Genomic DNA, 23,606 nt, shown 5'->3' on the forward strand with positions numbered 1-23,606 from the left:
AACAACATGTATCAGATGCAGGAAGGCTCCCTGTCGCTGCCAACCGACTGGCACGACAAGACGATGAACGTGTTTGTTTCGGCTGCCACGGGAACGGAAGGCGTGAGCTTTGTGGTGACCCGGGAGAGCCTGCCCTGGGGGATGAAGTTTCACGAGTACACGGCCAACGAGGTCTTGAAACTTGCGAAGCAGGTCGCGGGTTACGAACTGGTCGAGGGCACTGATGCGCAAGTGTCGGGGCGTGTCGCGTATACCCACGAATTCAGATGGCTGAACAACGGTAAGCCGATCCAGCAACTGCTCACGATGGTCGAGTACGGCAAGCGGGTGCTGATGCTTACCTTCACGGCGCCGGGCACGATCAGCGAAACACAGAAGAGCCAGGTACAGGACATGATCCAAAGCGTCACGCTGAACGAACCAAACTGAGTGCCACACGACCATGGCCGACCAGGATAACGACAACCCCGACAACCCCACTAGCGCCGAGAGCACCAGCAACACTGGCGAACCGACCGGCAGTGCCAGCGAACGGCTGGCTCATCTGCAGACGCTCGAGAACGGCGAAGCCGTCAAGCAGCAGCAGATGAAATGGGTCGACGGCGCGAACTACGGGATGCTCGGCGCCGACGTGGGCTACGGTACTTACGCTGCTGGCTCTGCGGCGGTTGCAACCGGTGCGACGGGGGCGGCGGCAGCTGGCGCAGCAGCGCTCGCGGCGGTGCCGGCGGTGGTCGCGCTGGCCGGCTCCTGGGCGTTGGGCAAGCTGGGGGTGACCGGCGTAGTCGCTGAGGGCGCGACCAAGGTTGGCGATGCGCTCGGCCTGACCATCGGTCGCGGGGACCTTCACCCGGCGTGTGTCGGCGACGACATCGCGCATTCGTCCGGCTTCATGGGGATGATGGCAGGCCTTGCGGCAGGCATCGCGATCGGCGCGATGGTCGCGGCTACTGTCGCGACCGGTGGGCTGGCTGGTGCGCTCATCGTCGGTGTATGCATGGCCGGCGGTCTGAGTCTCGGCAGCGCGCTCGCCTCCGCGAGCCAGAGCATGGGGAGCAACTGCGGAAAGATCACGAGCGGATCGGGCAACGTCACCTTCGAGGGCAAGGCTGCTGCGCGGGTCACCGATGTCGCGTCATGTTCCAAGCACTCGAATTCACCTGAGCCCCTGGTCGAAGGCAGCAAAACCATCACGATCAACGGGCTTCCGCTGGTTCGCATCGGCCATTCGACTCATTGCAGCGCGAAAGTCAATTCGGGGCGTAAGAGCGTCTGGGTCGACCGGACGACGGGTCAGTTTGGGCCGAAAAATCCTGAGCTGACCGCTGGCGAGGAATTCTTCGCGGGTTTGCTCGGTGGCCTGCTCGGCGCGAAGCTCGGCGGCATGTTAAGGGACGCGCTTCCGAAACGCGAACCGACTGAGTCGGCGGAGGTATCCGGGAAGAAGGACGAAGCCTCGACCTGCAAGGAAGACCCAGTCGATGTAGCGACCGGCGAGATGGTCGACATCCGCACCGACATTTCGATTCCCGGCGTGTTGCCATTGCAGCTGACGCGGCGTTACCGGACGCGTTCGGAAGATTCAGGGCTTCTCGGACTGAAGTGGTCGACCAACTGGTCGCAGCGTCTGTCGTTCCATGACGGACACCTTGTGCGGTTCCACAACGCGGGCGGCCGGGCGATCACATTCATCGCACCTGAAGCTGGGTTAGATGGCATCAACCTGCGCGAGCCGCGGTATCGCCTGATCGGCAAGCGGGATGAACCGCGCATTCTCGACCATGAGACCCGGCAGGTGCTGGTGTTTGCGCCGCTCGTCGACGGCGGCACCTCGCGGCTCGAGCGCATCGAAGACCTGAGCGGCAACGCCGTCTCGTCCTCTTACGACAGGGACGCTCGCCTCGCCGGCCTCGCGCACACGGACGGGTACCGGCTGGAAATCCGGTATCACGGCGTGAAGCGTGAAGTCGACCAAATCGTCCTGCACGATGCGTCAGGCAAGTCTCAAACGCTCGTGAACTACGGCTACGGCGGGACCATGCTGTCCCATGTGGCGAGCTTCCAGCACGGCCATTTTCATTACACGTACGACCAGAACGGATGGATGACGGGCTGGCGTGACACCGACCAGACCGATGTTCGCTACCTATATGACGAGACGGGCCGGGTGATCGAAACTGGCACGCGTCAGGGATATCACACTGGCCGGTTCATCTACGACGACGGTCGCACACGGGTCATCGACGGTGACGGCGAGTGGGTCTACGAGTACAACGCGGATGGACTGGTCACGGTCGAGATCAACCCGCTAGGCGATACCACCCAGCGGGAATGGGGACTGGGACGGTTGCTGTCGCAGACGGACGCGCTTGACCGGCGCACCGAATTCCATCATGACGAACGCGGCAATCTCATTGCTGTGCTGGAACCGACTGGTAACACGACGCGGTTCGAATACGACGACAACCGCTTGCTGACTGCTGTTGTGCTGCCGGGTGGAGCGCGCGTCAAGTTTGATTACGACCATCTTCAGCGCCTGACCGAGCGTACTGCACCGGATGGGACGGTGAGGCGTTACCGCTACGGCGAACGGGGCGAACTCCTTCGCGTCGTGAATCGCAATCTCGAAACGCGGCACGACTACGATGCGCAGTTGCGGCTCATCGCCTCCCGCCTGCCAACAGGCGCTCAATTCTCCACGGCGTTCGATGTGCTGGGACGTCTCGTTGAAGAAGCCGATCCGGATGGCAATGTGACCCGGTATGAATATGCGGCCGGGCCGGACAATCCGCGAGGCGCGGTTTCGCAGGTCACCCAGGCGGACGGCACCGTTGCTCGTGCACGCTAAAACAGCGAAGGCCTGCTGGTTGAGCAGATTGATCCGCTAGGCCGGGTCACGCGCCGCGAGTATGGACCGTTCGACCTTGTTACGGTGTCGATCGATGCTGCCGGCCACACCACCCGCTTCGAGTATGACCACGCGACCCGACTGACGAAAGTCGTCAACGCGCTGCGTGAGACATGGGAGTATCGCTACGACGGCGCGGGCCAGCTCGTCACGGAGATCGATTGGGGTGGCCGCACGACGCACTATGAGCGGGATTCGGTCGGCCGGTTATTGGTGAAAACGTTGCCGGATGGCGGTAAGTGGCGCTACGGGTACAACCCGTCTGGTCGTCTCGTAACCGTCGACGCCGGCGACGTGAAGCTGGCCTATACCTACGACGATGCTGGCCGTCTGGCCAGCGCCGAGGTACAGGGCGAGTCGCCGCACATCACGCGCCTCGCCTACGACGACAAGGGTCGTCTGATCGGCGAGGACCAGCACGGCCACCTGCTGCAGCACGTGTACGACGCGCAGGGTCAGCGCACTGCACGGATAACACCGCACCGGAAAACCCAGTACGAATACGACGCGCTTGGGGCGCTGACTAAGGTCGGCCCGATGTCGATCCTGCGCGACAGCGTCGGACGAGATACAGGTCGTCAGGCGGGCGAGTTCGTGATGCAGCGACAATACGATGCGCTGGGCCGCGTGCATCGGCAAGTCGCCGGGCCGCGGTCCGCGTTTGACGCAATGCAGTCGGATCCGGTTCGTGCACTGGAACAACTCACGCGGCAACTGTATTCGTACGACGCGGCAGGACAGCTCAAGCAGGTTGAATCTGACTCGGATAGTGTGACGTACCAGCACGATGTGCGTGGGCAGGTAGCGGCGGTCGATAGCCTTCGACAGGCACCCGAACACTACAGCTACGACGCAAACCTGAACATTACAGCGCGTGGTCAGCAGGGGCCAGTCGATGCCCACTGGTATCTTCCGGGCGGCCTTCCCGAGCGCGTTGGTTTTGCACGCTATCGCTACGACATGCGTGGCCGGACGATCGAGAAAACAGTCGAGCAGCCAGGTTTTAGGCCGAAAACGTGGCAGTTCACGTGGGATGGGTTGAACCGGTTGGTGAAGGTGAGCACGCCGGAAAAAGGTGTGTGGATGTACGCGTATGACGCGTTCAACAGGCGCGTGGAGAAACGGCAGGCTGGCGGCTGCGACGCTATCAGATTCCTTTGGGACGGGTACGCAGTTGCCGAGAGGTGGCAGGAGAAGAACGGAACGAGCGGAGGCTCGGTGACCTGGCATATCGAGCTATCAGGGCTCGTGCCCCTTGCGCAGGAGACCGACAGCGGGATATACCCGGTCCTGACCGATCAGATCGGATTTCCGCGAGCGCTGTTTGATCAGGGCGGCAAGCGCGTTTGGAACCAAGGTCACACGTTGTGGGGCCAGCCTGTGCCTGCCACGAGCGTTGCGAACCACGAGACCTCGATCGATACAACATCCCGATTCCCTGGGCAGTGGGAGGATGAAGAGAGTGGACTGCATTACAACCTGCACCGATATTATGAGCCACAGACCGGTCAATATCTAAGCAACGATCCGATCGGACTGGAAGGTGGGCTCAGGACGCATGCGTACGTGCATAATCCGATGCAATGGTCCGATCCAACCGGCTTGGCAGGGTGTTCTTGGAATAGCGCAGCCGAACGCTGGCGCGATAGCGACTCTGGTCAATTCAGGAAACGTCCTACGGAATTGGTGGCAACTGAGCCAGGCACCGCGTTTTTCTGGTCAGGTCGAACTAACGGAGTCGGCGGAATGGATGTGGCGGCAGATATCGCAGGGGCTCGGGGTGGAACGACCTTGGAAATGCTGCTCAAAGAGCAAAGCGTTACCATGCCAACGTGGGATAGTAATAATCCAACCGTCGTCAACGAATGGGGACAAATGTCGAAGGCATACGCTGAACAGGCTTCTGACAATGTTCGCGGCGTGATCGGACAAGATTTGCGCCCAGGTAATGTTTGGGAAGGGTATGAGAAAGATGCATTGATCAGTAATCCCAATGTCACCAGCATTGAAAAGATCGATCCAGAGTCACAATCGGTTAGTGAAATTTTCAGAAGGTGAACTATGTCATTTGAAGTGGTAGATGTTTCGCGTGGCGATATACATCTGGAAGATGGGGCAGATAAGGTGCGCGTATTAGGCGAGGGACTCATCCCCGCAGATAATAACGCCGCGAGTTTTGTCGTTTACCTGAATTCTTTTCTTATGCTTGGCGCCGGTGGCTGGGAAAAAATAACACACGATGATAAAAAGGCTGAAATTGTAGCCTCTATAAAGTCATATTTTAAGAAAAAGAGTATGGTTGTTGATTTTGAGTAGGGGCGGCTTGAGCTTTAACGTTCATCACTTTTACGATGCCGATTCGTGGAGTGCTACGCCCCGGCATCGATCCTAATCCGCATAGAAGCGCTAGGAGTCTGCGCGGCAGAACGATATGGGTTTTGTCGCGTTAAGGCGGGAGAGGTAGTATTTGAGCCTGACAAATATGCTTTGGCTGGCCGATGAAGAAGACCCAAACACCGCGAAAGACGCTTGCTGCGGGCATCGCCCGAGTGCTAAAGCGCCTTCACTATCCGCTCGATGTGATGTTGCTATGCGTGCGGTGGTACGTCGCCTACTCACTGAGTTTGCGTAATCTCGAAGAAATGATGGCCGAGCGCGGTATTGCGGTTGATCATTCCACGGTGCATCGTTGGGTGATCAAGTTGGTGCCGCTGTTCGAGAAGGCGTTCCGAAAGCACAAGCAGCCGGTAGGCAAGAGCTGGCGGATGGACGAAACGTATATCAAAGTCAAAGGCCAGTGGAAATACCTCTACCGGGCGGTGGACAAGGCGGGCCAAACCGTCGATTTCCTGTTCAAAGCCAAGCGCGACAAGGTGGCAGCGCGGCGCTTCTTTGAAAAGTCGATCGCTCAGAACGGTGTACCCGAGACGGTAACCATCGACAAAAGCGGCTCTAATCTGGCTGCGCTGCACGCGGTCAACGCCGAGCGGGAGACGCCCATTACGATTCGTCAAGTCAAGTACCTGAATAACGTGGTCGAGCAGGACCATCGGGCCATCAAACGCATCACCCGACCAATGCTGGGCTTCAAGGATTTCCACTGCGCGCGCGTCATTCTGAGTGGCGTCGAAGTCATGCATATGATCAAGAAAGGGCAGATGAAAGGCTCGGGCGAAATCCCACTGTCTGCTGCCCAGCAGTTTTACTCGCTCGTTTCATAAGTAATGCATAACATCTAGCGTTTGCTTGACCCTCTTTCGTTACTGCGACACAACCCGGTGCCGAAAACTCCTGCGTCATTCGTTCCTGCCTCGACACACTCCGCAAGCAAGGGCATGGCATGCTCGACGTATTACGGCGTGCCTTTGCTGGCGATCCTATACAGCCTGCGAGCTAGCTGCTGAACAGTCACCTTGTTTGTTCATGTCGATCCTTAAGACTGTGGCGCAAACAGACCGCCGATTATAAAAGCGGTAACCATACCACTTGACCCCGCTGCGTTACGATTTACGCCGTTTCGAAGTGCCCAATGCTGTACTCGCCCGATCCAAGTCAGTGCGCGCGTTCACGGTTGCATGGCAGCGCACCGTCATCGGAACATGACTCGCTTTGCTCCGGTAGCTATGCCGTGTGGTTGGTGTCGATGGCATAATCGGCTTCATCCTTGAACCGCACACTAGTTCGATATCAAGCATGCAACTCGATATTTTTGCTGACAGCCGCGATGTGATGTTGCGCAACGATGTTGTGAGCGCGCTGCAACGTTACGACGCGCGTGAGACGCAGCAGAGCCTTAAACGCCTGAGTGACGACTATCCGGACGATGACAGCGTTCCCCAACTGACCGTCCTCGCCGACGCACTTGATCTCCGCTCAGCCGCTGCGTTCTCCGGCCATTCAGCCGCGGCTGAGGCGCGCTGTGCGCTTGTTGAAGAAACCACGCCGGCCGCCCTACGCATGTTCGGCGAACGTGCAGGCACCCAATGGCTCGTGCCGCTGTGGCAGGAACTGGCGCAGCGCGCGAGCTTGCTGCCATTCCGAGCCACTTCGATTGACACCCATGCGGCGGCGCTATGGCTGCAGGCAGGTGCTTGGTCGGCTGCGCGTGATGCTGTCCTGACGATTGAATCGTGGCGTCGCATTCCGGCTCCAGTGACGTGGATGGCCGAAGCCTCGTACCGGCTCGACGCACTGGAGGCGACTTGGCCTTTGCTAGCGGAGCTTGCGTGGCTTGCGCCGGATCGCTTTGCCGGACTTGTGGATCGATTGGGCGATAAATCGTTGGATCTGCTGCTCAAGAAGTTCCACGCGGGGTTTGAAGGCGCCGGAGATAGCACGGATATCGCCTGGTTTCCCGCCTGGGTCTTAATCGAGAAGCCCGCCCTCGCCCGCCTGCTCGGCGTAGCGCAGCCGTCAACGCAGACCAGCCCGGAGCGCGCCATGCGACTGCTGCTTGAATTGCTCAGCCTTGAGCGGCAAGGACGTCACTTCGATCTTTTGGATTGCCGCAAGAAACTTCAGGGCTTGCACGCCTCGCTTTACGCTTGCTACATGAGCACTCGCTGATTGAAAACACTCTCCGTTGGAAATAGCCACCACAAGTGGACATTTGCGTCCCGATTTCGACGTCAGGCGTTCGGCTGGCGCTCGGCGCTACCGACTCAACGCCTGAAGGAAGCGGTAACCGAAATCAAACACGCAGCCCGCACCGATCCCGTACTCGCGGCCAACGGTGCCATTTTGCTGCTCGAAAAGCTCTCGCCCGCTCTGGAGAGGTCGACAGCTCTTCCGGCGCATTAGGAAGCGCAGTCAATCTCGCCATCGACGTGCTTGTCCCGATCATCGCCGCGCCAGACGTTGCGGAGTCCGTGCGTGAAATGTGGCTCGAGCGGCTATTCGATGCGCTACAAGAGGATCGAATTTCGTACATCGAGCAATTGGGCGAATTTTGGGGCCAGCTATGTGTGACGCCGGCGATCGCCTCGGCGTGGGCGGACCGGCTTTTGGGGATCACCACGCGCGTGCTGGGACCTGATGGCCATGGCGAATTCTTCACGGGCACAACAGCGTGTTTGAGTGCGCTCTATGGCGCTCAACGCTACGCCGAATTGAGCCGACTGGTGGACAGCGCGCGCTTGAATTGGTGGCACTATCGACGCTGGGGAGTCGATGCGCTGGTGGCGCTTGGTCGTCCGGCCGAAGCACTTCGCTATGCACAAGCGTCACAGGAAACCAATGCCCCGCCTGGCGTGGTCTCGACAGCCTGTGGACCGGTACCCATTTTGTGGACGCCATGAACTGGCTTTCAAGAGTTATCCACGGCCGGTCGGCGGGTCGCCTGTTACGACCACGACGTCGGCCGGCGGTGGGTAACTCGACACTCATTATGACGCGGGTTCCTCCTTGCATTTATTCCCGGCGCGCCAGCGCCGCTCGAATTCACTCGGACTCATATAACCCAACGATGAATGCAGGCGTTCAGTGTTGTAGTACGCGAGATACTCCGTGATGGACAACCGGGCCTGTTCGCGCGTGGTGTAGTGCTCTGCATACACGCACTCGACCTTCACCGTGCCGTTGGCCGACTCCATCGGCGCGTTATCCCAGCAGTTCGCTTTGCGGCTCATTGAGACGGTGATGCCGCGTGCGGCGAGGACCTTGCGGTAGTCGTTCGCTGCATACTGCGAACCCCTATCAGAATGATGCATGAGCTCGCCTGTGGGGCGGCGCCACTCCAGCGCCATGACCAGCGCCTGCAGTGTCAGGTCTTCATCGATGCGCTCGCTCATCGCCCAGCCGACGAATTTGCGACCAAACAGATCGAGCACCAGTGCCAGATACAGCCAGCCTTCGTCGGTCGCCACGAAGGTCAGGTCGACCAGCCACTTGCGATCGGGCGCGCTCGCCTCGAAGTCGCGAGCCAGCACGTTGGGCGCTACCGGATACGCGTGCCGGGAGTCGGTGGTCACAACCCGAAAGCGTCGACGCAGCCGGCTTTGCAAGCCGTGTTGACGCATCAGACGACCGACACGCTTCTCGTTGATCACGCCGACTTCTTCGCGCAGCGCCCGATGCATGCGACGGCGACCGTAGCGGCCGCGATGGCGCTGCTGCAGCGAATGCATCCGTGTAACAAGACGCGCATTTTCCTCGTCCCGTTGCGACGGCGTGCGACTGCGCGCAGCGTACCAGCCGCTCTTCGACACGCCAAGCGATTGGCACATCAACTCGACCGGATAGGCGCTCCGATGTCGTTCGATCCAGGCGTACCTCACAGCGACTCCTTCGCGAAGTACGCCGCCGCTTTTTTCAATATTTCTTTCTCCATTCGCAGCCGTGCATTCTCCTGCTTCAAGCGCGCATTCTCAGCCTCCAGATCCGTTACCGGAGGCCTTAGCGCACGCTTGACTAGCGCCTTCCCCTTACGCGTATTGCCCACCCAGTTCGCCAGCGTTTTGTCCGACATCTCCAGACTCCGCGCAACCTCTCGCAATCCACGCCGGCCCACTATCACTTGCTCGACCGCCGCCGCGCGAAACTCCGCCGTGTACTTCCGATTCGGTCCTGATTTCATCGCTTCCTCCACAAGGCTGATTATCAACCTCATGGCGTCCACTTTTCGGGGACCAGATCACTGTGAAGCTATTCTTCTGGCGTCGGGCATGGTCGACGAAGCTTATGCCCGTTATGCCATCGATGCCAACGAGGGCACCACCTATCTGGCGACGTTTCGTGCCATCGTCAGAAAGTATCCGCACAAGCTGCCGGGCGACATCCTGCATGATCTTGTGGCCAGCGCGCCGGGCTCCGAAGGCAAGTGGTTTGCGGCGGCCAAGGACGCAGGTCTCTTTGAGTTGGCCGTGTCGCTCGCGAAGCAAGGCCCTACCGACCCGCGGACGCTTACACGCGCAGCGAGAGACTTTGGTGTTAGCGAGCCAGAGTTTGCGATGTCCTGCGGGCTGAGTTCACTGCACTGGATGTTGGCGGGCTACGGTTACGACATTGCTCGCGCTGACGTGCTTGACGCATACGCTGCAGTCATCCGTGCCGGCGAAACCCTGGGCATTGCCACGACCGAGATCAATACGCGCATTCAAGCTCAGCTACGCAACCATGGTGCAGATCGATCGGTGGTCGCCGAAGTTTTATCCCATCAACTCCGCTGACGCGAACACGCCCCGCAAAAACGAGCGCGTCGCGAACGACTATCGTGGATTGTGCGAATGGCCGTTGATGAGCGGCGTGGCGCTGGCAGTGGCGACAACCATATTTGAAGCGTGCGTGCTGCAGCACCCGGACCTTCGCGGCAATCATGTCCATCTGCTCGCTTAGCTCTTCGCCGATCTTGTGCATCGCGCCCTGACAGCACGGGCAGACCTTCTCGTGTTCGCTCAAGTCGTATTCGATACGTGTGCGCCGCAGGTGCGCGGGAAGTGGCCGGCGACCGCGCTTCTGGCCAACAGGCGCCTGCGTTTGCGGCAAGCCCGTGTCGGGCAGCGTCAGGACATCGTCGTAGTCGGGTTCACTCAGCGCGAGTTGTTCGGCTTCGTCGAACACGCGGTCCTTGAGCTTCTCGCTGCTGGGAGCGAAACGCTTGAGTTGCGCTAGACGGAAGAGCTCCTCAAGCACCTCAATACGCTCTGCCAGTTGGCGGTTCTGCGCTTCGAGTGCGCGGATATAGGCCTGAACTTCAGGCGTTAGATGGTTCAGATCGTTGGCGTCCATTGCCGTACGATATCCAAGTGTGCCGCATCGTGGGTTTACGTATTTTTATAATTCGCCTCAGCGAACCTCACGCGCGGGCATCGCCCGATGCGCAATCGTCGTCTGCCAGTTCAGCCCATCGAGTAGCCAGCGCAGCTCGCGCGCCGTGATTTCCAGTGCCGCCGTATCTCCTGCGTCACGCGGCCAGCGAAATCGACCTTCCTCAAGGCGACGATAATGAAGCCAGAAACCGTTCGTCTGCCAGTGAAGAATTTTAAGTTTGTCGCCGCCGCGACTGCAAAAAACAAACCAGTGGGGACTCACCGGATCAAGTTCGAGCGTCTCAGACACCATCAATGAGAGGCCGTTAATTGAGCGGCGCATGTCGGTGGCGCCCGGCGCCAGATAGACTCGGCCTAGCGGGCTATCCCACATCACAGCACCGCCAGAAGACGCGGCAACCAGTCCAGATGTGTGCGCGAACCCAACCGAACCACAAAGCCGGTGGGCGTTTGGATTTCCAGCGGCGCGTGCCGCGCTTCAGACGCGTCGGTGCAATTCTCATCGTCCAACCGCATCTCGCGATCAACGCCTGGATTCATCGGCACGGCAATCAAGTTCGCCTTGGCCTGCGACCCGCTCACTTCGAGCATGCGACGGCGGCTCCTGTAAAATCCAGACTGATTCACCCCTTCCGCTTTGCACCATGCCAGCACGCTCAGACCAGAGTTCTTCTGGTCCTCAAATCGCTTGGCCCACACCTGTCTGCGCTCATCGTATCGATTTGCCATCTGCCGACTCCTTCATAAACGAAGCCGTCATTGTTCAACTCGAAAACTTCAACTTCAACGTGTGCTTAAACTAGCGCTTACTTTTTTTCAGTCGTGGTGTGCATGAATCGATCCGCTAGCACGGCAGCGAAGCTGCGTGAACATGAGCGTAAGGACCTTGCCGTTCGGGCGTTGCTGGTATCCGAGACGATCAGCACGATGGCAGACGCATTCGCGGCTGCGGTGCCGAAGATGCGGTGCTGTTCGAGTTGCCGGTCAGCAAGAGGTGGCTGCGTTAAGTGATGGTCGCACTGACGCTGATTTTCCGCAGCTCGTATCGCGGCGTGGTGGAGTATGGGTTTGACTGCAGATTTCATCGGATTGGCATGAATTGCATCCTGTCTTCGTACTGTAATTGGTCCAAGGCAGGTGTCGCATCTCATATTGGCGCGCAGGGCTGTTGCGTCATGGCCGTTCGAGCGCCTCACCAAGTCAGTTTGCGATTGTTCACATAGTCGCGCCGGCGACCTTGATGAAATTCCACGGCAATCCCGCACAACGTCGAACAAGTTGTGATCGCTTTCGTCGATCACGGGGCGAACGTCGCCAGGTCGCGCCGTCACTGTGCGACCTCCTCGCCGGAAGCGCGAATGCGACCCGTTGCAGAAGGCTGCACGGATCTAGCCCGTAGAAAAATCGCCACATCTGATAACTGGAGCTATTAGGCTTCAAATATCAATAGCCAATGTGTTACGCGGACGCGAACCCGCGCTCGCGCAGGCGAGTGATTTCGCACGTAGCACATGAATTTGGAGCGAACTTGCACCTGAATAACAGCGGTCGAAAATTGCCGCATCGTGAAGAAAACGTCGCTTGATCGCCGACTACCGTGTATCGCCGATTGGCCGTACCCAACCGACTATAGGGACGGACGCAATCGCCTAGAGCGGCCAATAATGGCCCGTCGGCCCTCAAGATCTTATTAGCGACGTCGAAGCTGCCGCGATCAACGTTATCGACAACGCGTGCGGCAGACCAGTTCTTTATCCGAACGAATGACCGCAAGCAAGGGCGGCGCTGCTGGCCAGACGAAAACGAGAGCGGTCAGATGTCGATGCGAGGTTCAGCAGCCGTCCGTAATAGCTGCCCCGCTTGGTCGCGCCATCGCAGCGAGAGATCATCTACCAGTTACTCACTGAGTCGACCACGCAGAAGTATAAGCAGCCCCTCTTCCAGATCATGATGAAAATCGTAGCGCAGGGCCGCCAGATCGGGGCGCGCAATCACCTCCGCCGCAACCTTGGCCGGATTGCTCAGCGGCCAGAGCCCGATGAGCAGCGGCAGCGCTTGGTGAATAAATTTCTCGAACACGGATGCGGAGATGGATGGCATGCAGCTATGAAAGTCGAGCGCCGTCTCCTTTCGTACGCTCAGCAGCCCATGCTTGAACCCCACCATGCGCTCGGCGGAGACATTGTGCTCGAGAATCGACGGGAAGACGCTGGTGAGTCGGCACAACAGCGGGCGTGCCACCACTGTTGCGGAGAACGCCCGCGCGATGTGTTCGATGGTTCCCCGACGTCTCGCGTCGCGGCTTAGGGCTGCGCGCAGCTCGGTGCGCCAAATCATGAACTCCTCGACGAGCACAGTGAGCAGAACGGCTTCGCTGCTCTCGAAGTAGCGATACACGTTCGATTTGGTCATCTGCGCGCACCGCGCCAGCTCATTGATACCTAGATCGTGCACGTCCGGGATCTCGCGCAGCAGCGACTTCGCGGTGTCAAGCAGGTGTCGCCGGCGCTCCTCCTTCTGCTCGGCAGACCGCGCCCTTGAATACGTCGGTGTGGTCATTGGATGAAATCCGAAAGGTTGTTCTGCGAAAGCATCACCCGTTCATGAGGCGGGCGAAGATCGCTTGGTGCATCCAGCGAGGCGTCGCCCAGACCATTGCCACCGCTGACTTGTTTGCCCAGCCAGGAACCACACTTATGCGCCCTGCCTGCAGCGCACGTATTCCAGCTCGCACCACGGGCTCAGGCTTCATCATGAGTAGCTTCAACGCGAATGTAATCTTTTGTTTTGCCGCTTGCGCAAATCCTGTGTCCGACATGCCCGGGCAAAGCGACGTCACCGTCACGCCGTCCCGTTTGAACTCCCGATGCAGCGCATCGCCCAGACGCAAGACATAGGCCTTCGCCGCACCATAGACCGCCATGTTTTGCACGCCGTAATGAGCCAGAAGACTGGCTACCAGCAGGATTCTCCCACGGCGTCGCTGACGCATGTCCTGCCCGAAGAGACGCGTCATGGCAGTCAGACTGGCAATGTCCAACTGCACCATGGCCATGGCCGCGTCGAGCGGCGCATCAAGGAACGGACCCTGCAATCCATGGCCGGCGTTGTTGATCAGGATGTCCACGGCGATGTCCTGGTCGCGCAGCCGTGAATGCAGTTGACCAATAGCGTGAACATCGGAAAGGTCAACCTGCTCCACGAGCACATTGACGCCATACGCCCGGCGCAGGGATTCGGCTAGCGTTTGAAGCCGGTCCAGCCGGCGCGCCACTAGGACCAATGGATGACCCTTGGCCGCGTACTGGCGCGCAAACTCCTCGCCAAAACCGCCTGAAGCGCCAGAGATGAGAACCCATGAATCGTTCGTAGATGCCATATCGGTAGCCTTTGCATGAAGGTGATTGCGTCGGCCGCAGAAGGCAGCCACTGTTGATCGCGTCAGCGGCCCTCAGGGGTATTGGATATAAAGGACCGATGGTCTCTAATATAGCAGACCGATGGTCTCTTGGCAAATATTCTGTTCAAAAGAGCACAACAGATCAGGACGACGGACGGGAGGGGCCTGGTGGAACAGCGGCGAGCGGCCCAGCCCAGCACGAACACCGCCGTCCCTCGGGTCACGCGTTCGTCATCAGGCTAAATCTTCTGGGAAAAGGTCCTCGGATGCACACTACTGGTTGCCAGTTTTTGCTGTGATCGCCAACGATGGGTTTTCGCGATATCGTCAAGAACGCAAATGGTTGTGACGAGCCAGATTTGCAGACCGGATTGAGGTGATAAGGGTGAGTGGGGAAAGGTACATGTGAGCTGGATCATGACGCACTGCGCTGGAACTGAAAACCTCAGTGACGCCGTTCGATTTGCTGCGCCAGCAGTGCCCCAGGTTGATCGTTTTCGGAGTCAAGCATTTGTGCTTTCTAAAAGCGGGCCGATACTCGGGCGTCGTTGTCCTGCAGCTCTTTCCATTACTGCGGCAAGCGGGAATGGCTAGCAGCGCGCTGGCATTTGGCGAGCAATGTGAACACTGTTGGTGCCATGGCGAGCATACGAAGCTGAAATGGAAACACCCCATCGCGCCGGTCGCTGACCCCGCTGCGGGGGCAGGTGCTGCGCGATGCGTCTGAAACAATTCCTGAGTGCTTTTGATTGGCTTGTCCAGCTTCAAATGGCTATTCAGACTTAATGTGCAGATTCTTGGCAGCGCGCAAATTTATAATAAATTGTTCAAGCTTGCCGACGTCTGCGGGTTTAGGGATGTGCGCGTCAAAACCTGCGTCAAGCGCGGCCTCCCTGTCCCTTCTCGTGGCATATCCCGTTATCGCGATACACGTGGCTGGTGCGACATTCGGTAGTCGCCGCAGCGCGCGCATGAGCGCATATCCATCCATATCCGGAAGACCCACATCGCTGAGCACCACGTTCGGCGTCCACTCGACCGCGAGCGCCAACGCGTCCACAGCCGTGTACGTGACGCGAACTTCATGGCCTGATAACTCGAAGTACACCCCAAGCGCATCGGCTGCGTCGTGATTATCGTCCACCACTAAGACAGCCAGCGGCGTCAGGGCTGTTGTGAGCTCTTGTGTCGGCGGTATCCGCGCGGAGGTGCTCTGCGACGACCTACGTAATGACAAGATAAATTCACTTCCCAAGCCCGGCCCATCGCTCCTTGCGATTAGCGTGCCTCCGTGCAACTCGGCCAGTCGTCTTGCGAGCGTTAAGCCCAAACCCATTCCGCCAGGTGAGCGCGCAAGGGAACGACCGGTTTGTCTGAACAACTGGAAAATGTCCTCCGTGTCGTTGGCAGTGAGACCGACACCGTTGTCAAGAACTCGAATCTTAATGTCGGTCACATTACCATCCACAACGACGTCGATGCGGCCACCGGGCGGCGTATACGTTGCAGCGTTGCGCAGCAGGTTTGCAATAATCAGGGGGCTTTGCGTAATGTCAGCGACGGCGAAGAGCGAAGTGTCGACAGTCACGGTGAGCGCATGCTTACCCTTGGTGATGTCTGCGTCGCACATCTCCAGTGACTGCTGAATCATCGCCGCCACATTCACCGGTTCGAGCGAAAGGTCTATCGCGCCAATTGACACGAGCGAGGCAGACAGCAGGTCGTCGACAATGCGGCTCATATAGCGGGTGTGCCGCTGCAAGACGTCTCGTGACCAGGCCCGCTGTGGTTCGGAACTCTCGGGACGCTGCAAAATCTCAGCCGCGGTATGAATGGGCGCCAGCGGAGCGCGTAGTTCATGCGCGAGCATCGCCAAAAACTCGTCGCGATTGTTTGCCGCGCTCTCAAGCCGCCGATTGGCGTCCGCCAACTCAGCCGCGAGCTTGGTGGCCCTTTCCGTTGCTGCTTGTTGACCTTCTATGTAGCCGACCACCGTTGCTGCCAAGGTCCGCAACGCGTCGAGCTCCTCATCGGTGACCGTACGCGGGGAATGGTCAATAGCGCACAGGGTACCGAGCGCAACACCGTCCGAGGTCTTGAGCACAACGCCGGCGTAAAAGACGACTGAGCGGTCGCCAGTGACCTGAGGATGGTTGCGAAAGTGAGCGTGACGCGCAGTGTCCGGGATGACCATCGCGTCATCCGTCAGCAGTGCCTCAGCACAGAGCGACTCTTCACGCCGGGCATGCTGTCGTTTCATCCCCCACGCTGACTTGCACCATTCCCTCGCCTCGTCGATAAAGTTGAGAAGGGCGATGGGTGTTCGCAAAATGTGGGCAGCCGTCTTCGTAATTGCATCGAAGTGCAATTCAGCGGGCGTATCGAGGATGCCAAGAGCTTGCAGGCGTTTCAGGCGATAAGCCTCGTCTCGGCTAAAGGAGAGGGACATGGCAGCGATGTCCGTTTAGGTTCTGCGACCAGGAAGGTATGTCCTGCCACGCAAGAATCGGTCCCAATGTCCGGAAAAGGTATTTATCAGAGTAAAGAACCGGCGAAACTTTACTGAAGATGGGTTTGCACACTCCCGTGTTGCTGTGCTCTGCCCACACATGTCGTTTGTAATACTTTCCGCACCAAACACGCGCCAAGTGGTAAGAACGGCATACTATTCACAGACGTTTGTCTCACCTGAAACGCCGCTAGGACACATTAATCGGCGATTCAGCCGCGACGTGGACAGTAAAAATGAAAACGGAAGTCGATTTTTCTACATCGCCCGACTTGGCTGGGGTGACGGTATCGGGCATGCCCTCAAGCTCGGCCGCCGCAGCTGTGGAGCATGCGATAGACGCCGGCACCATAATCACGGCAGCACTCAAACACCGACCGTGTCGAGGACCGGCGCTCGCGGCGGAGAATGCGGCGTTGGTCAGCTTAGCGCGCGCACTGACTGGCCCCGAAGATGCGCTGCTTATGCTGCTTTCCGAAACAGCGTTGACACTGTGCGCGGCCGACAGCTCCGGCAAGATTCCCAGCTAGATTTCGGGTTGCCCGAATTGTGCATCGTCTACCGCAATAATGAAGTCGCACATCATTGCCTGCTCGCACCCACCGCCAAGCGTGTACCCGCCCACCGCCGCGATAATGGGCTTGGAGATCGAGCGAACCCGGTCCCATTCAGCGAAAATATGTGTGTGTTGAGGTCGTTAAACGACTTGTCCACCATTTCGTCGATGTCAGCTCCAGCAGCAAAGGCGCGAGCGCTCCCTGTGATAACAATGGCGCCAATCCGATCGTCGAGATCGAACTCCTTGAGCCGCTTTGGCAGGCCTGTCGGCCAGTCGTGGCGTGTCGACTAAACTTACCTCAAGCTGCGCGGTAAGTGGGCCTATCTTATCGAGCGGGGGATCGGGCGGGCCAGACGGTAGACTTCATGCTCAGCGCCAGGCACGACGTGAGGGCGGCAAAGGCCTTTTTCAAAAAGGCAATCAAACATCAAGGCCAGCCACCGAAGACCATCAAGCTTGCCGACTATGCAGCCTCGCACCGCGCCGTGCGCGAGATGAAGGCCGATGGCTTGCTGCCGGACGACACGAAGGTCCGGTCCTCGAGATATCTCAATAATTTGGTCAAGCAGCACGAGGCCGAGCTGCCCTACCCGTTCACCGTGTCTTTGAAGCCCTTGCCCGCAGTGAACTTCACCGTCTTCGACGTGGGGATCTGAAGTGGCTCGCCTGTTTTGGGATTACGGCCCATACGAGCCACACGAGCGCCCGCACCAAATGAGCCGAAACCGATGAGTTGGACGGTGTCGCCCTTAGCGACCGCCTTGGAGATAGAACGCAGAGTCGCGTCAATCATCTCGCCCGCGGCAGCCTTGGTTAGTCCGGCGGAAGCCGCGACCGCGTCAATCAGCTCTTGCTTGTTCATGCTTGATTCCTTTTTATCCTTCCAAGCATCAATCGGTAGATGCAGGTGCTCGCTACCTTACGGGAGCGTATGGTAGGCCGTAAACACGGCGGTTAAATCGGGAGTTCGTCACCCCCGAGTCTCGTCGCCCAAACGGCGCGGCTCGCGCGCGCGAATTCCAGTCCTGACCCGCTCGCCGCGAACGTCGTTCCCGTGCCGCCAGGCGTTGCCGGCTCTGTTTCCGTGCCCATTTCCCGACGTATCCAGATATTACGATCCTATCAGGGCCGATAGGTCCCGATATCAGCCCGCTTTTGGGTTCTAGTGCCGTGACCTTCGAGCCTAACTTCCCTTTCTCTTGCTCGCGGTCTTTTTCTCGCTGAGGTCGCCGCGTTTGGTGTTCGCCGGTGTCACCCGCTTTTTCGGTGCCTCGGTCGTCGCTTTCAGCGCTACGTGAAGCTCGCGCCGAAGCTCAGCAATCTGCTGTGACGACGCCTTCTGTGCGATCTCGAGCGCATGCCGGTTGCCCTCAAGCACGCCCGCCTGATGATGCAGCGCGCTCACTTGCGCCTGGAGCCCCGTCAGTTCGGCGCGATGCCGCTCGTCGGCGCGTTCGAGCTTGCGTTGGGCGTCATCGAGTCCTTTCTGAGCCCTTGTCGCCGCCACGCGCTCCCGGTCGATTTCCAGCAGCGCTCGCGCTTCGGTCGCGCGTAGACGCTCTTCGGCCAATTGCCCCGCCGCGCGCTGTTTCTCCAGCGCCGTTGTGAACGCCTGCCGCGCGTCTTCAAGGGCCTGGTGTGATGCGCTCTGCTCCTCACGCAATTGCTTCAGTTGCGATTTCAGGCTCTCCTCGGCCGCGCGACCCACGGCGACGGTCTGCTGCAATTCCTCTGCGATCGCGTGCGCGGCGTCGAGCGCGGCGGCGCTGCCGATCAGTTCCTGGCGCAGGTGCTCACTCTCTGCTTCGGCCAGCGCCTGGGCACCCCGCGCGTGCGCCGCTGATTGCGCCGCCTCCTCGCGCAGGCCGGCGAGCGCTTCATTAGCGCTTAGCTGCGCGCGATCCCACACGGTTGCCGCGAGCTCGCCGAGCGCGGTCTGCAACTCCTCCGGTAGATCGGGGCTTTGAATCCTCACACGGCTCTTTTCCCGCAGAGTCGCCCAGAACGCTGTGAGTGCTTCGGCTGGCGCGCTCATGCTGCCTTTTTTCACGAGCTGATAGAGCTTGTTCGCGGTGGGCGTGACGCCATAGCGAAAAAACAGCAATACACAAACCTCGCGATACAGCTCCTGCGTGCGCGGGAACTGCGCGCGCAGCTGGGCAATCTCGGCGTCGATCCGGGCGTCAGGCGTTGAGGGGGTCATGGAGAGGCCCGGCGGTTATGCATGAATTGATTGATAATATAACGTAATATGTTGATTAGCTTGAAAATATATACCGTTATTTGACATTACTGACATAATGTCAATATACTGGCTCATCTCCCACAATCGACCGCATCGACCCTCCATGTCCTCTCCCGACCCCGCTCACGAGCCCCCTTTACTGCTGCCGGGTCTCGCGTCGGGTCTTGCACCGATCGATGCGCTGACGCTGCCGAGCGACCTGAATGGTCAGCACGGCCTCAACCGCGCGCGTCAGGGCATCCCGCAAATTGCAGCGGACAACGACGTGGATGCCATCAAGGCGTGGCTTGCCCGCTATGCCGATCGCCGCGCCACCTTCGAGAGCTACCGCAAGGAAGCCGAACGGCTACTGCTGTGGAGCACCGTCGAGCTGCGCAAACCGCTCTCCTCGCTCACGCATGAAGACCTCCTTACCTACGCACGGTTCTTGGAAGATCCTCAACCGGCGCAGCGCTGGGTCATGCACGCGCGCAAGCTCTCGCGCAGCGATCCGCTTTGGCGCCCTTTCGCGGGCCCTCTGTCGGCAGCCAGTCGCCGTCAGGCGGTGATCATTTTGAATGGATTGTTCTCGTGGCTCGTCAACGCGGGCTATCTGGCGGGCAACCCATTGTCGCTGTCGCGCCAGCGCCGCCGGCGGGAGAAACCCCAGATCGACCGGTATCTGGATCACGATCTGTGGGCGAGCGTCAAAGCGTCGATTGATGCCATGCCGTGTGTAACCCCGCGCGAGCGCGAGCACCATGCGCGGGTGCGCTGGTTGATCGCCTTGTTGTACCTGAGCGGGCTGCGCATCTCGGAGGCCGCGGCGAACACCATGGGCGGGTTCTTCACCCGCGTGGACCGCTCGGGCGAAGCGCGGTGGTGGCTGCGGGTAACCGGCAAGGGCGACAAGGAACGGCTGCTGCCCGCCACGCGCGAGCTTGTCGCTGAGCTGACCCGCTATCGGCTGCACTACGGCTTGAGCGCACTGCCCTATCGGGATGAAGCAACGCCTCTCGTCTTACCGATCGGCGGCCAACGCCGGCCGCTCACGCGCGCGGGACTGCATCTGATCATCAAGCAGGTATTCGAGAACGCCGTCGGACAATTGCCTATCGAGGGCGAAGCCCGCGAACACGCTGTACGGCGTTTGCGACAGGCCTCAGCCCATTGGCTGAGGCACACAGCGGGCTCCCACATGATGGACCAGCAGGTCGATCTGCGTTATGTGCGCGACAACCTCGGCCACGAATCGATCTCGACCACCAGTCGGTACCTGCACGCCGAGGACGACGATCGGCATCAGGCCACGGAAAGCGGGCACAAACTGAATTGGTAGCGGCTGAAATGCAGGCAAAGGATGATTTTCTTTCATGTCTTGGGACAACTCAAGATAAATTATTTAGGGATGCATATTAAATAGTGTCGATTCTTTTAATGTAAAATTAGATGGCGTAAGCACGGTGTCCAAACCGTTATTGTTAAACTACATCTCAACGTCTCGCTTTGCTCGAGAGCATGGTGTTAAGCCGATCGAAGACGACTGTGCGGGCCGCCGGTAATTCCCCGGAAGCCCACGTCCTTTCACTACTTCAAGGGGTCATCTTGATTTCGCTGCATTTTACGACGGTACGCGCGCTATGCCTCGCGCGGCAGGACTTCGGATGGCGATGGATGAAGCAACGAAGAAGCGTGTGCGCCTTGCGCTTGGTCTCGAGATTGGCGCGCGCGTAGTGATTGGTCGTATCCAGTCGCGCATGGCCGAACCAGCTGCGGATCACGGTCACGTCGACACCGGCGGAGGCGCTCGGTGCTCTCCTGATGGTGCCGTACCTGGGCCATCGTCGACTGGCGGATCCCGCCCGTTGTCATGCTGCTTCACTCACGCTAAGTTGACGAAGCCCTCACAACATTTCGCCGATCGGCACGAATCATTTCACTAGCTCTCTCGGCAATCATCAACGTAGGCGAGTTTGTATTACCGGATGTAATAGTAGGCATTACAGATGCATCGACAATCCGCAACCCCTCCACCCCCATCACGCGCAACCGACTATCAACAACAGCGCCCGGATCGCCCTCCGTCCCCATCCGACATGTACCGACCGGATGGAAAATCGTCGTCCCGACCTTGCCGGCAGCTCGAACAAGTTCTTCGTCGGTCTGGTAACTGACGCCAGGCAAGATTTCCTCCGGAGAATACGGGCGAAGTGCTGGCGCCGCAGCGATCCGCCGCGTCAGTTTCAACGCGTTGACCGCCACTTCCCGATCGCGATCCGTGGAAAGATAATTCGGCGCGATCAAAGGCGCTAGATGTGCATCGGGCGACTGGATATGCACGCTACCGCGCGAAGTCGGCCGCAACGGACACACTGACGCCGTGAACGCATTGAACGCGTGCAGCGGCTCGCCGAATCGCTCGAGTGAGAGCGGTTGCACGTGATATTCGATGTCCGGCCGCGTGATCGTGACATCGTTGGGGTTAGACTTCGCGAATGCACCAAGTTGCGAAGGCGCCATAGACATTGGCCCGCTGCGCGTCAACGCATATTGCGCGCCAATGAACAGCTTGCCCCACCAATGCGCTGCCAAGGTATTCAGCGTTCGGACGCCCTGCACTTTATAAGCCATCCGAAGTTGAAGGTGATCCTGCAGGTTCTCGCCGACGCCTGGCAGATCCTTTATGACGTCGATACCCATCCGCTGCAGCCTCGCACCGCTTCCGATTCCGGAGAGCTCGAGCAGTTGCGGCGAATTGACGGCGCCGGCGCTCAAAATCACTTCGCATTTCGCCTTCGCAACATACTCGACACCGCCCCCGCAATACTCCACGCCCACGCACCGCTTGCCTTCGAATACGATGCGCTGTGTTTGCGCGCCCGTGATGGTCGTGAGGTTGGTGCGCTTCATCGCGGGCCGCAAAAATGCTTTCGACGCATTCCACCGAATGCCGCTTTTCTGGTTCACATCGAAGTAACCGACGCCGGTGTTGTCACCGCGGTTGAAGTCGTCGGTGGCGGGAAGGCCTGTCTCCTGCGCGGCCTGCGAGAATATCTCAAGCACTTCCCACTTCAACCGCTGCTTTTCGACGCGCCATTCGCCGCCCGCACCGTGAAACACGCCTGCGCCGCCATGGTGATCCTCGCTGCGCTTGAACACTGGCAGCACTGAATCCCAGGACCATCCAGAATCGCCGGTGACACGCGCCCACTCATCGTAATCCTCGCGCTGGCCGCGCATGTAGATCATGCCGTTGATCGATGAGCAACCGCCGAGCACCCGGCCACGCGGATACGAGAGCGCGCGACCGTCGAGTCCCGGTTCGGCTTGCGTTTTATAAAGCCAGTCGGTGCGCGGATTGCCAATGCAATACAGGTAGCCGACTGGTATATGAATCCAGTGGTAGTCATCCTTGCCGCCAGCCTCGAGCAGCAGCACGCTTACATCCGGATCTTCGGACAGACGGTTCGCTAGCACGCAACCTGCGCTGCCCGCGCCGACGATGATGTAGTCGAATTCGCCCTCGACTTTCTGAACATTCTGTTTCACTGTTATCTCCTGGACGAGCCGCCGTCGGTGGCTTTCGTCTCTCGTTCAAGGTTTTCTATCGTTTTCTTATTTGGCTACGGGCATCGTGAATTCGGCGCCCGTAGCCAGATTTAAAGAGTAGGAAAATCGATTACTCACGATTTCCACACGCCCGCCATTGATGAAATGCGTCAACGCGGCGATACGCGTCTCGCTTTGATGTGTCTCACTCATGTCTTCCTTAAGGAGTGAGTGACCTGCCAGGGGGCACCTGCTTCGAGACACGTTATCGCGAAAGCCGCGCATCAATCCAATCAGATATGAGGCCCGACCGGGATTCATTAAAAATCCGCCACATCTCAATCTAAGCGGCTGATTTGAATGCGAAATCAATCGTCGGATCGAGCGGTGGGACGGAGCGCAAGAGATCCAGCAGATAGTCGCCGAACCGGTTGATGTGCTCGCGCCGGTACGGCGACAGCACCTTGAGGACCTCGGCATCGACCGGATGCCCCTTCTCCTGCAGTTCCTTCAACTTGCGCGACATCCACTGCACGTTGTACAGGATCACCATGTTCGCGACGAGGTGGTTGTACTTGATCACCTTGCGCTGCTCGTGTCGGACGTTTTCGGCGATCACGCCTTCGCCACCGAACATCAGCCATTGAGCGAAGTCATTGAACTGCTCGCTCTTGTTGGTCGCCGCGTGAAT

The 23,606-nt window shown here is 59.0% G+C and carries 20 protein-coding genes and 5 pseudogenes; 10 read left to right on the plus strand and 15 right to left on the minus strand.

The window, feature by feature from the left end:
- Nucleotides 1-6: 6 nt before the first annotated feature.
- The 6 genes and pseudogenes from BSU04_RS01570 to BSU04_RS49115 form a co-directional block, all read left to right on the plus strand.
- Entirely contained in the window at nucleotides 7-429 is a 423-nt protein-coding gene (locus BSU04_RS01570) for a DcrB-related protein (RefSeq protein ID WP_089158950.1), read from the plus strand.
- Nucleotides 430-442: 13 nt separating this feature from the next.
- A pseudogene (locus BSU04_RS01575) lies at nucleotides 443-4,522 on the plus strand (RHS repeat-associated core domain-containing protein); the annotation flags it as partial.
- A 447-nt stretch (nucleotides 4,523-4,969) separates the two neighbouring features.
- Nucleotides 4,970-5,224, plus strand: coding sequence for an Imm74 family immunity protein (locus BSU04_RS01580; protein ID WP_089158951.1), 255 nt, complete (start codon nucleotides 4,970-4,972; stop codon nucleotides 5,222-5,224).
- Nucleotides 5,225-5,406: 182 nt separating this feature from the next.
- The gene (locus BSU04_RS01585; protein ID WP_089158952.1) at nucleotides 5,407-6,129 is read left to right on the plus strand and encodes an IS6 family transposase; all 723 of its coding nucleotides are present in this window, start codon (nucleotides 5,407-5,409) and stop codon (nucleotides 6,127-6,129) included.
- A 472-nt stretch (nucleotides 6,130-6,601) separates the two neighbouring features.
- A complete protein-coding gene (locus BSU04_RS01590) occupies nucleotides 6,602-7,474 on the plus strand; it encodes a hypothetical protein (protein WP_089158953.1) in 873 nt (290 codons plus the stop codon).
- A pseudogene (locus tag BSU04_RS49115) lies at nucleotides 7,475-8,175 on the plus strand (hypothetical protein); the annotation flags it as partial.
- Nucleotides 8,176-8,292: 117 nt separating this feature from the next.
- Here the strand turns inward: BSU04_RS49115 and BSU04_RS01605 are convergent.
- Both BSU04_RS01605 and BSU04_RS01610 read right to left on the minus strand, forming a co-directional pair.
- Nucleotides 8,293-9,183, minus strand: coding sequence for an IS3 family transposase (locus BSU04_RS01605; protein WP_089158956.1), 891 nt, complete (start codon nucleotides 9,181-9,183; stop codon nucleotides 8,293-8,295).
- Nucleotides 9,180-9,482, minus strand: a complete 303-nt coding sequence (locus BSU04_RS01610; RefSeq protein WP_179258168.1) for a transposase — start codon at nucleotides 9,480-9,482, stop codon at nucleotides 9,180-9,182. The genes BSU04_RS01605 and BSU04_RS01610 overlap by 4 nt, the downstream gene beginning before the upstream one ends.
- Before the next feature lie 88 nt (nucleotides 9,483-9,570).
- On the opposite strand from BSU04_RS01610, the gene BSU04_RS01615 reads away from it, so the two are divergent.
- Nucleotides 9,571-10,074: a hypothetical protein gene (locus BSU04_RS01615; protein WP_089158958.1), complete on the plus strand. Its 504-nt coding sequence runs from the start codon at nucleotides 9,571-9,573 to the stop codon at nucleotides 10,072-10,074.
- A 73-nt stretch (nucleotides 10,075-10,147) separates the two neighbouring features.
- On the opposite strand, the pseudogene BSU04_RS01620 reads toward BSU04_RS01615, so the two are convergent.
- From BSU04_RS01620 to BSU04_RS01645, 6 genes and pseudogenes are all read right to left on the minus strand, one after another.
- A pseudogene (locus BSU04_RS01620) lies at nucleotides 10,148-10,633 on the minus strand (IS66 family transposase zinc-finger binding domain-containing protein); the annotation flags it as partial.
- Between the two features lie 57 nt (nucleotides 10,634-10,690).
- Nucleotides 10,691-11,047, minus strand: coding sequence for an IS66 family insertion sequence element accessory protein TnpB (tnpB, locus tag BSU04_RS01625; protein WP_086380520.1), 357 nt, complete (start codon nucleotides 11,045-11,047; stop codon nucleotides 10,691-10,693).
- Complete coding sequence (gene tnpA, locus BSU04_RS01630) at nucleotides 11,047-11,403, minus strand: IS66 family insertion sequence element accessory protein TnpA (RefSeq protein ID WP_089158960.1); 357 nt, start codon at nucleotides 11,401-11,403, stop codon at nucleotides 11,047-11,049. The genes tnpB and tnpA overlap by 1 nt, the downstream gene beginning before the upstream one ends.
- Nucleotides 11,404-12,570: 1,167 nt before the next feature.
- A complete protein-coding gene (locus BSU04_RS01635; RefSeq protein WP_089158961.1) occupies nucleotides 12,571-13,233 on the minus strand; it encodes a TetR/AcrR family transcriptional regulator in 663 nt (220 codons plus the stop codon).
- A gap of 34 nt (nucleotides 13,234-13,267) precedes the next feature.
- Entirely contained in the window at nucleotides 13,268-14,053 is a 786-nt protein-coding gene (locus BSU04_RS01640) for an SDR family NAD(P)-dependent oxidoreductase (RefSeq protein ID WP_089158962.1), read from the minus strand.
- Between the two features lie 793 nt (nucleotides 14,054-14,846).
- Nucleotides 14,847-16,523 carry a hybrid sensor histidine kinase/response regulator gene (locus tag BSU04_RS01645; RefSeq protein WP_089158963.1) on the minus strand — a complete coding sequence of 559 codons (1,677 nt, stop codon included), beginning with the start codon at nucleotides 16,521-16,523 and terminating at the stop codon, nucleotides 14,847-14,849.
- Nucleotides 16,524-16,819: 296 nt separating this feature from the next.
- On the opposite strand from BSU04_RS01645, the gene BSU04_RS01650 reads away from it, so the two are divergent.
- Nucleotides 16,820-17,113: a hypothetical protein gene (locus tag BSU04_RS01650; protein WP_089158964.1), complete on the plus strand. Its 294-nt coding sequence runs from the start codon at nucleotides 16,820-16,822 to the stop codon at nucleotides 17,111-17,113.
- Here BSU04_RS01650 and BSU04_RS01655 read toward each other — a convergent pair.
- Nucleotides 17,113-17,381 (minus strand): annotated as a pseudogene (locus tag BSU04_RS01655) (enoyl-CoA hydratase-related protein); the annotation flags it as partial. The gene BSU04_RS01650 and the pseudogene BSU04_RS01655 sit on opposite strands and share 1 nt — an antisense overlap.
- A gap of 7 nt (nucleotides 17,382-17,388) precedes the next feature.
- On the opposite strand from BSU04_RS01655, the pseudogene BSU04_RS46200 reads away from it, so the two are divergent.
- A pseudogene (locus tag BSU04_RS46200) lies at nucleotides 17,389-17,711 on the plus strand (DDE-type integrase/transposase/recombinase); the annotation flags it as partial.
- Between the two features lie 17 nt (nucleotides 17,712-17,728).
- Here BSU04_RS46200 and BSU04_RS01665 read toward each other — a convergent pair.
- Nucleotides 17,729-18,004, minus strand: coding sequence for an HU family DNA-binding protein (locus BSU04_RS01665; protein WP_089158965.1), 276 nt, complete (start codon nucleotides 18,002-18,004; stop codon nucleotides 17,729-17,731).
- A 321-nt stretch (nucleotides 18,005-18,325) separates the two neighbouring features.
- Nucleotides 18,326-19,345: a DNA-binding protein gene (locus BSU04_RS01670; RefSeq protein WP_089158966.1), complete on the minus strand. Its 1,020-nt coding sequence runs from the start codon at nucleotides 19,343-19,345 to the stop codon at nucleotides 18,326-18,328.
- A gap of 145 nt (nucleotides 19,346-19,490) precedes the next feature.
- Here BSU04_RS01670 and BSU04_RS01675 point away from each other — a divergent pair, with 145 nt between their 5' ends.
- Entirely contained in the window at nucleotides 19,491-20,705 is a 1,215-nt protein-coding gene (locus BSU04_RS01675) for a tyrosine-type recombinase/integrase (protein WP_089158967.1), read from the plus strand.
- A 253-nt stretch (nucleotides 20,706-20,958) separates the two neighbouring features.
- On the opposite strand, the gene BSU04_RS01680 is transcribed toward BSU04_RS01675, so the two are convergent.
- The 4 genes from BSU04_RS01680 to BSU04_RS01690 all read right to left on the minus strand — a co-directional run.
- Nucleotides 20,959-21,153 (minus strand): hypothetical protein, encoded by a 195-nt coding sequence (locus BSU04_RS01680; protein WP_089158968.1) that lies wholly within the window; start codon nucleotides 21,151-21,153, stop codon nucleotides 20,959-20,961.
- 100 nt (nucleotides 21,154-21,253) lie between these two features.
- A complete protein-coding gene (locus tag BSU04_RS01685) occupies nucleotides 21,254-22,915 on the minus strand; it encodes a GMC family oxidoreductase (RefSeq protein ID WP_089158969.1) in 1,662 nt (553 codons plus the stop codon).
- A 66-nt stretch (nucleotides 22,916-22,981) separates the two neighbouring features.
- Nucleotides 22,982-23,128, minus strand: a complete 147-nt coding sequence (locus BSU04_RS46205) for a hypothetical protein (protein ID WP_179258169.1) — start codon at nucleotides 23,126-23,128, stop codon at nucleotides 22,982-22,984.
- Nucleotides 23,129-23,258: 130 nt separating this feature from the next.
- Nucleotides 23,259-23,606: Tn3 family transposase (locus BSU04_RS01690; protein WP_144021094.1), on the minus strand; the 348-nt coding region annotated here is incomplete at its 5' end.

It is taken from the genome of Caballeronia sordidicola, from assembly GCF_002220365.1.
Classification (GTDB): Bacteria; Pseudomonadota; Gammaproteobacteria; order Burkholderiales; family Burkholderiaceae; genus Caballeronia; species Caballeronia sordidicola_C.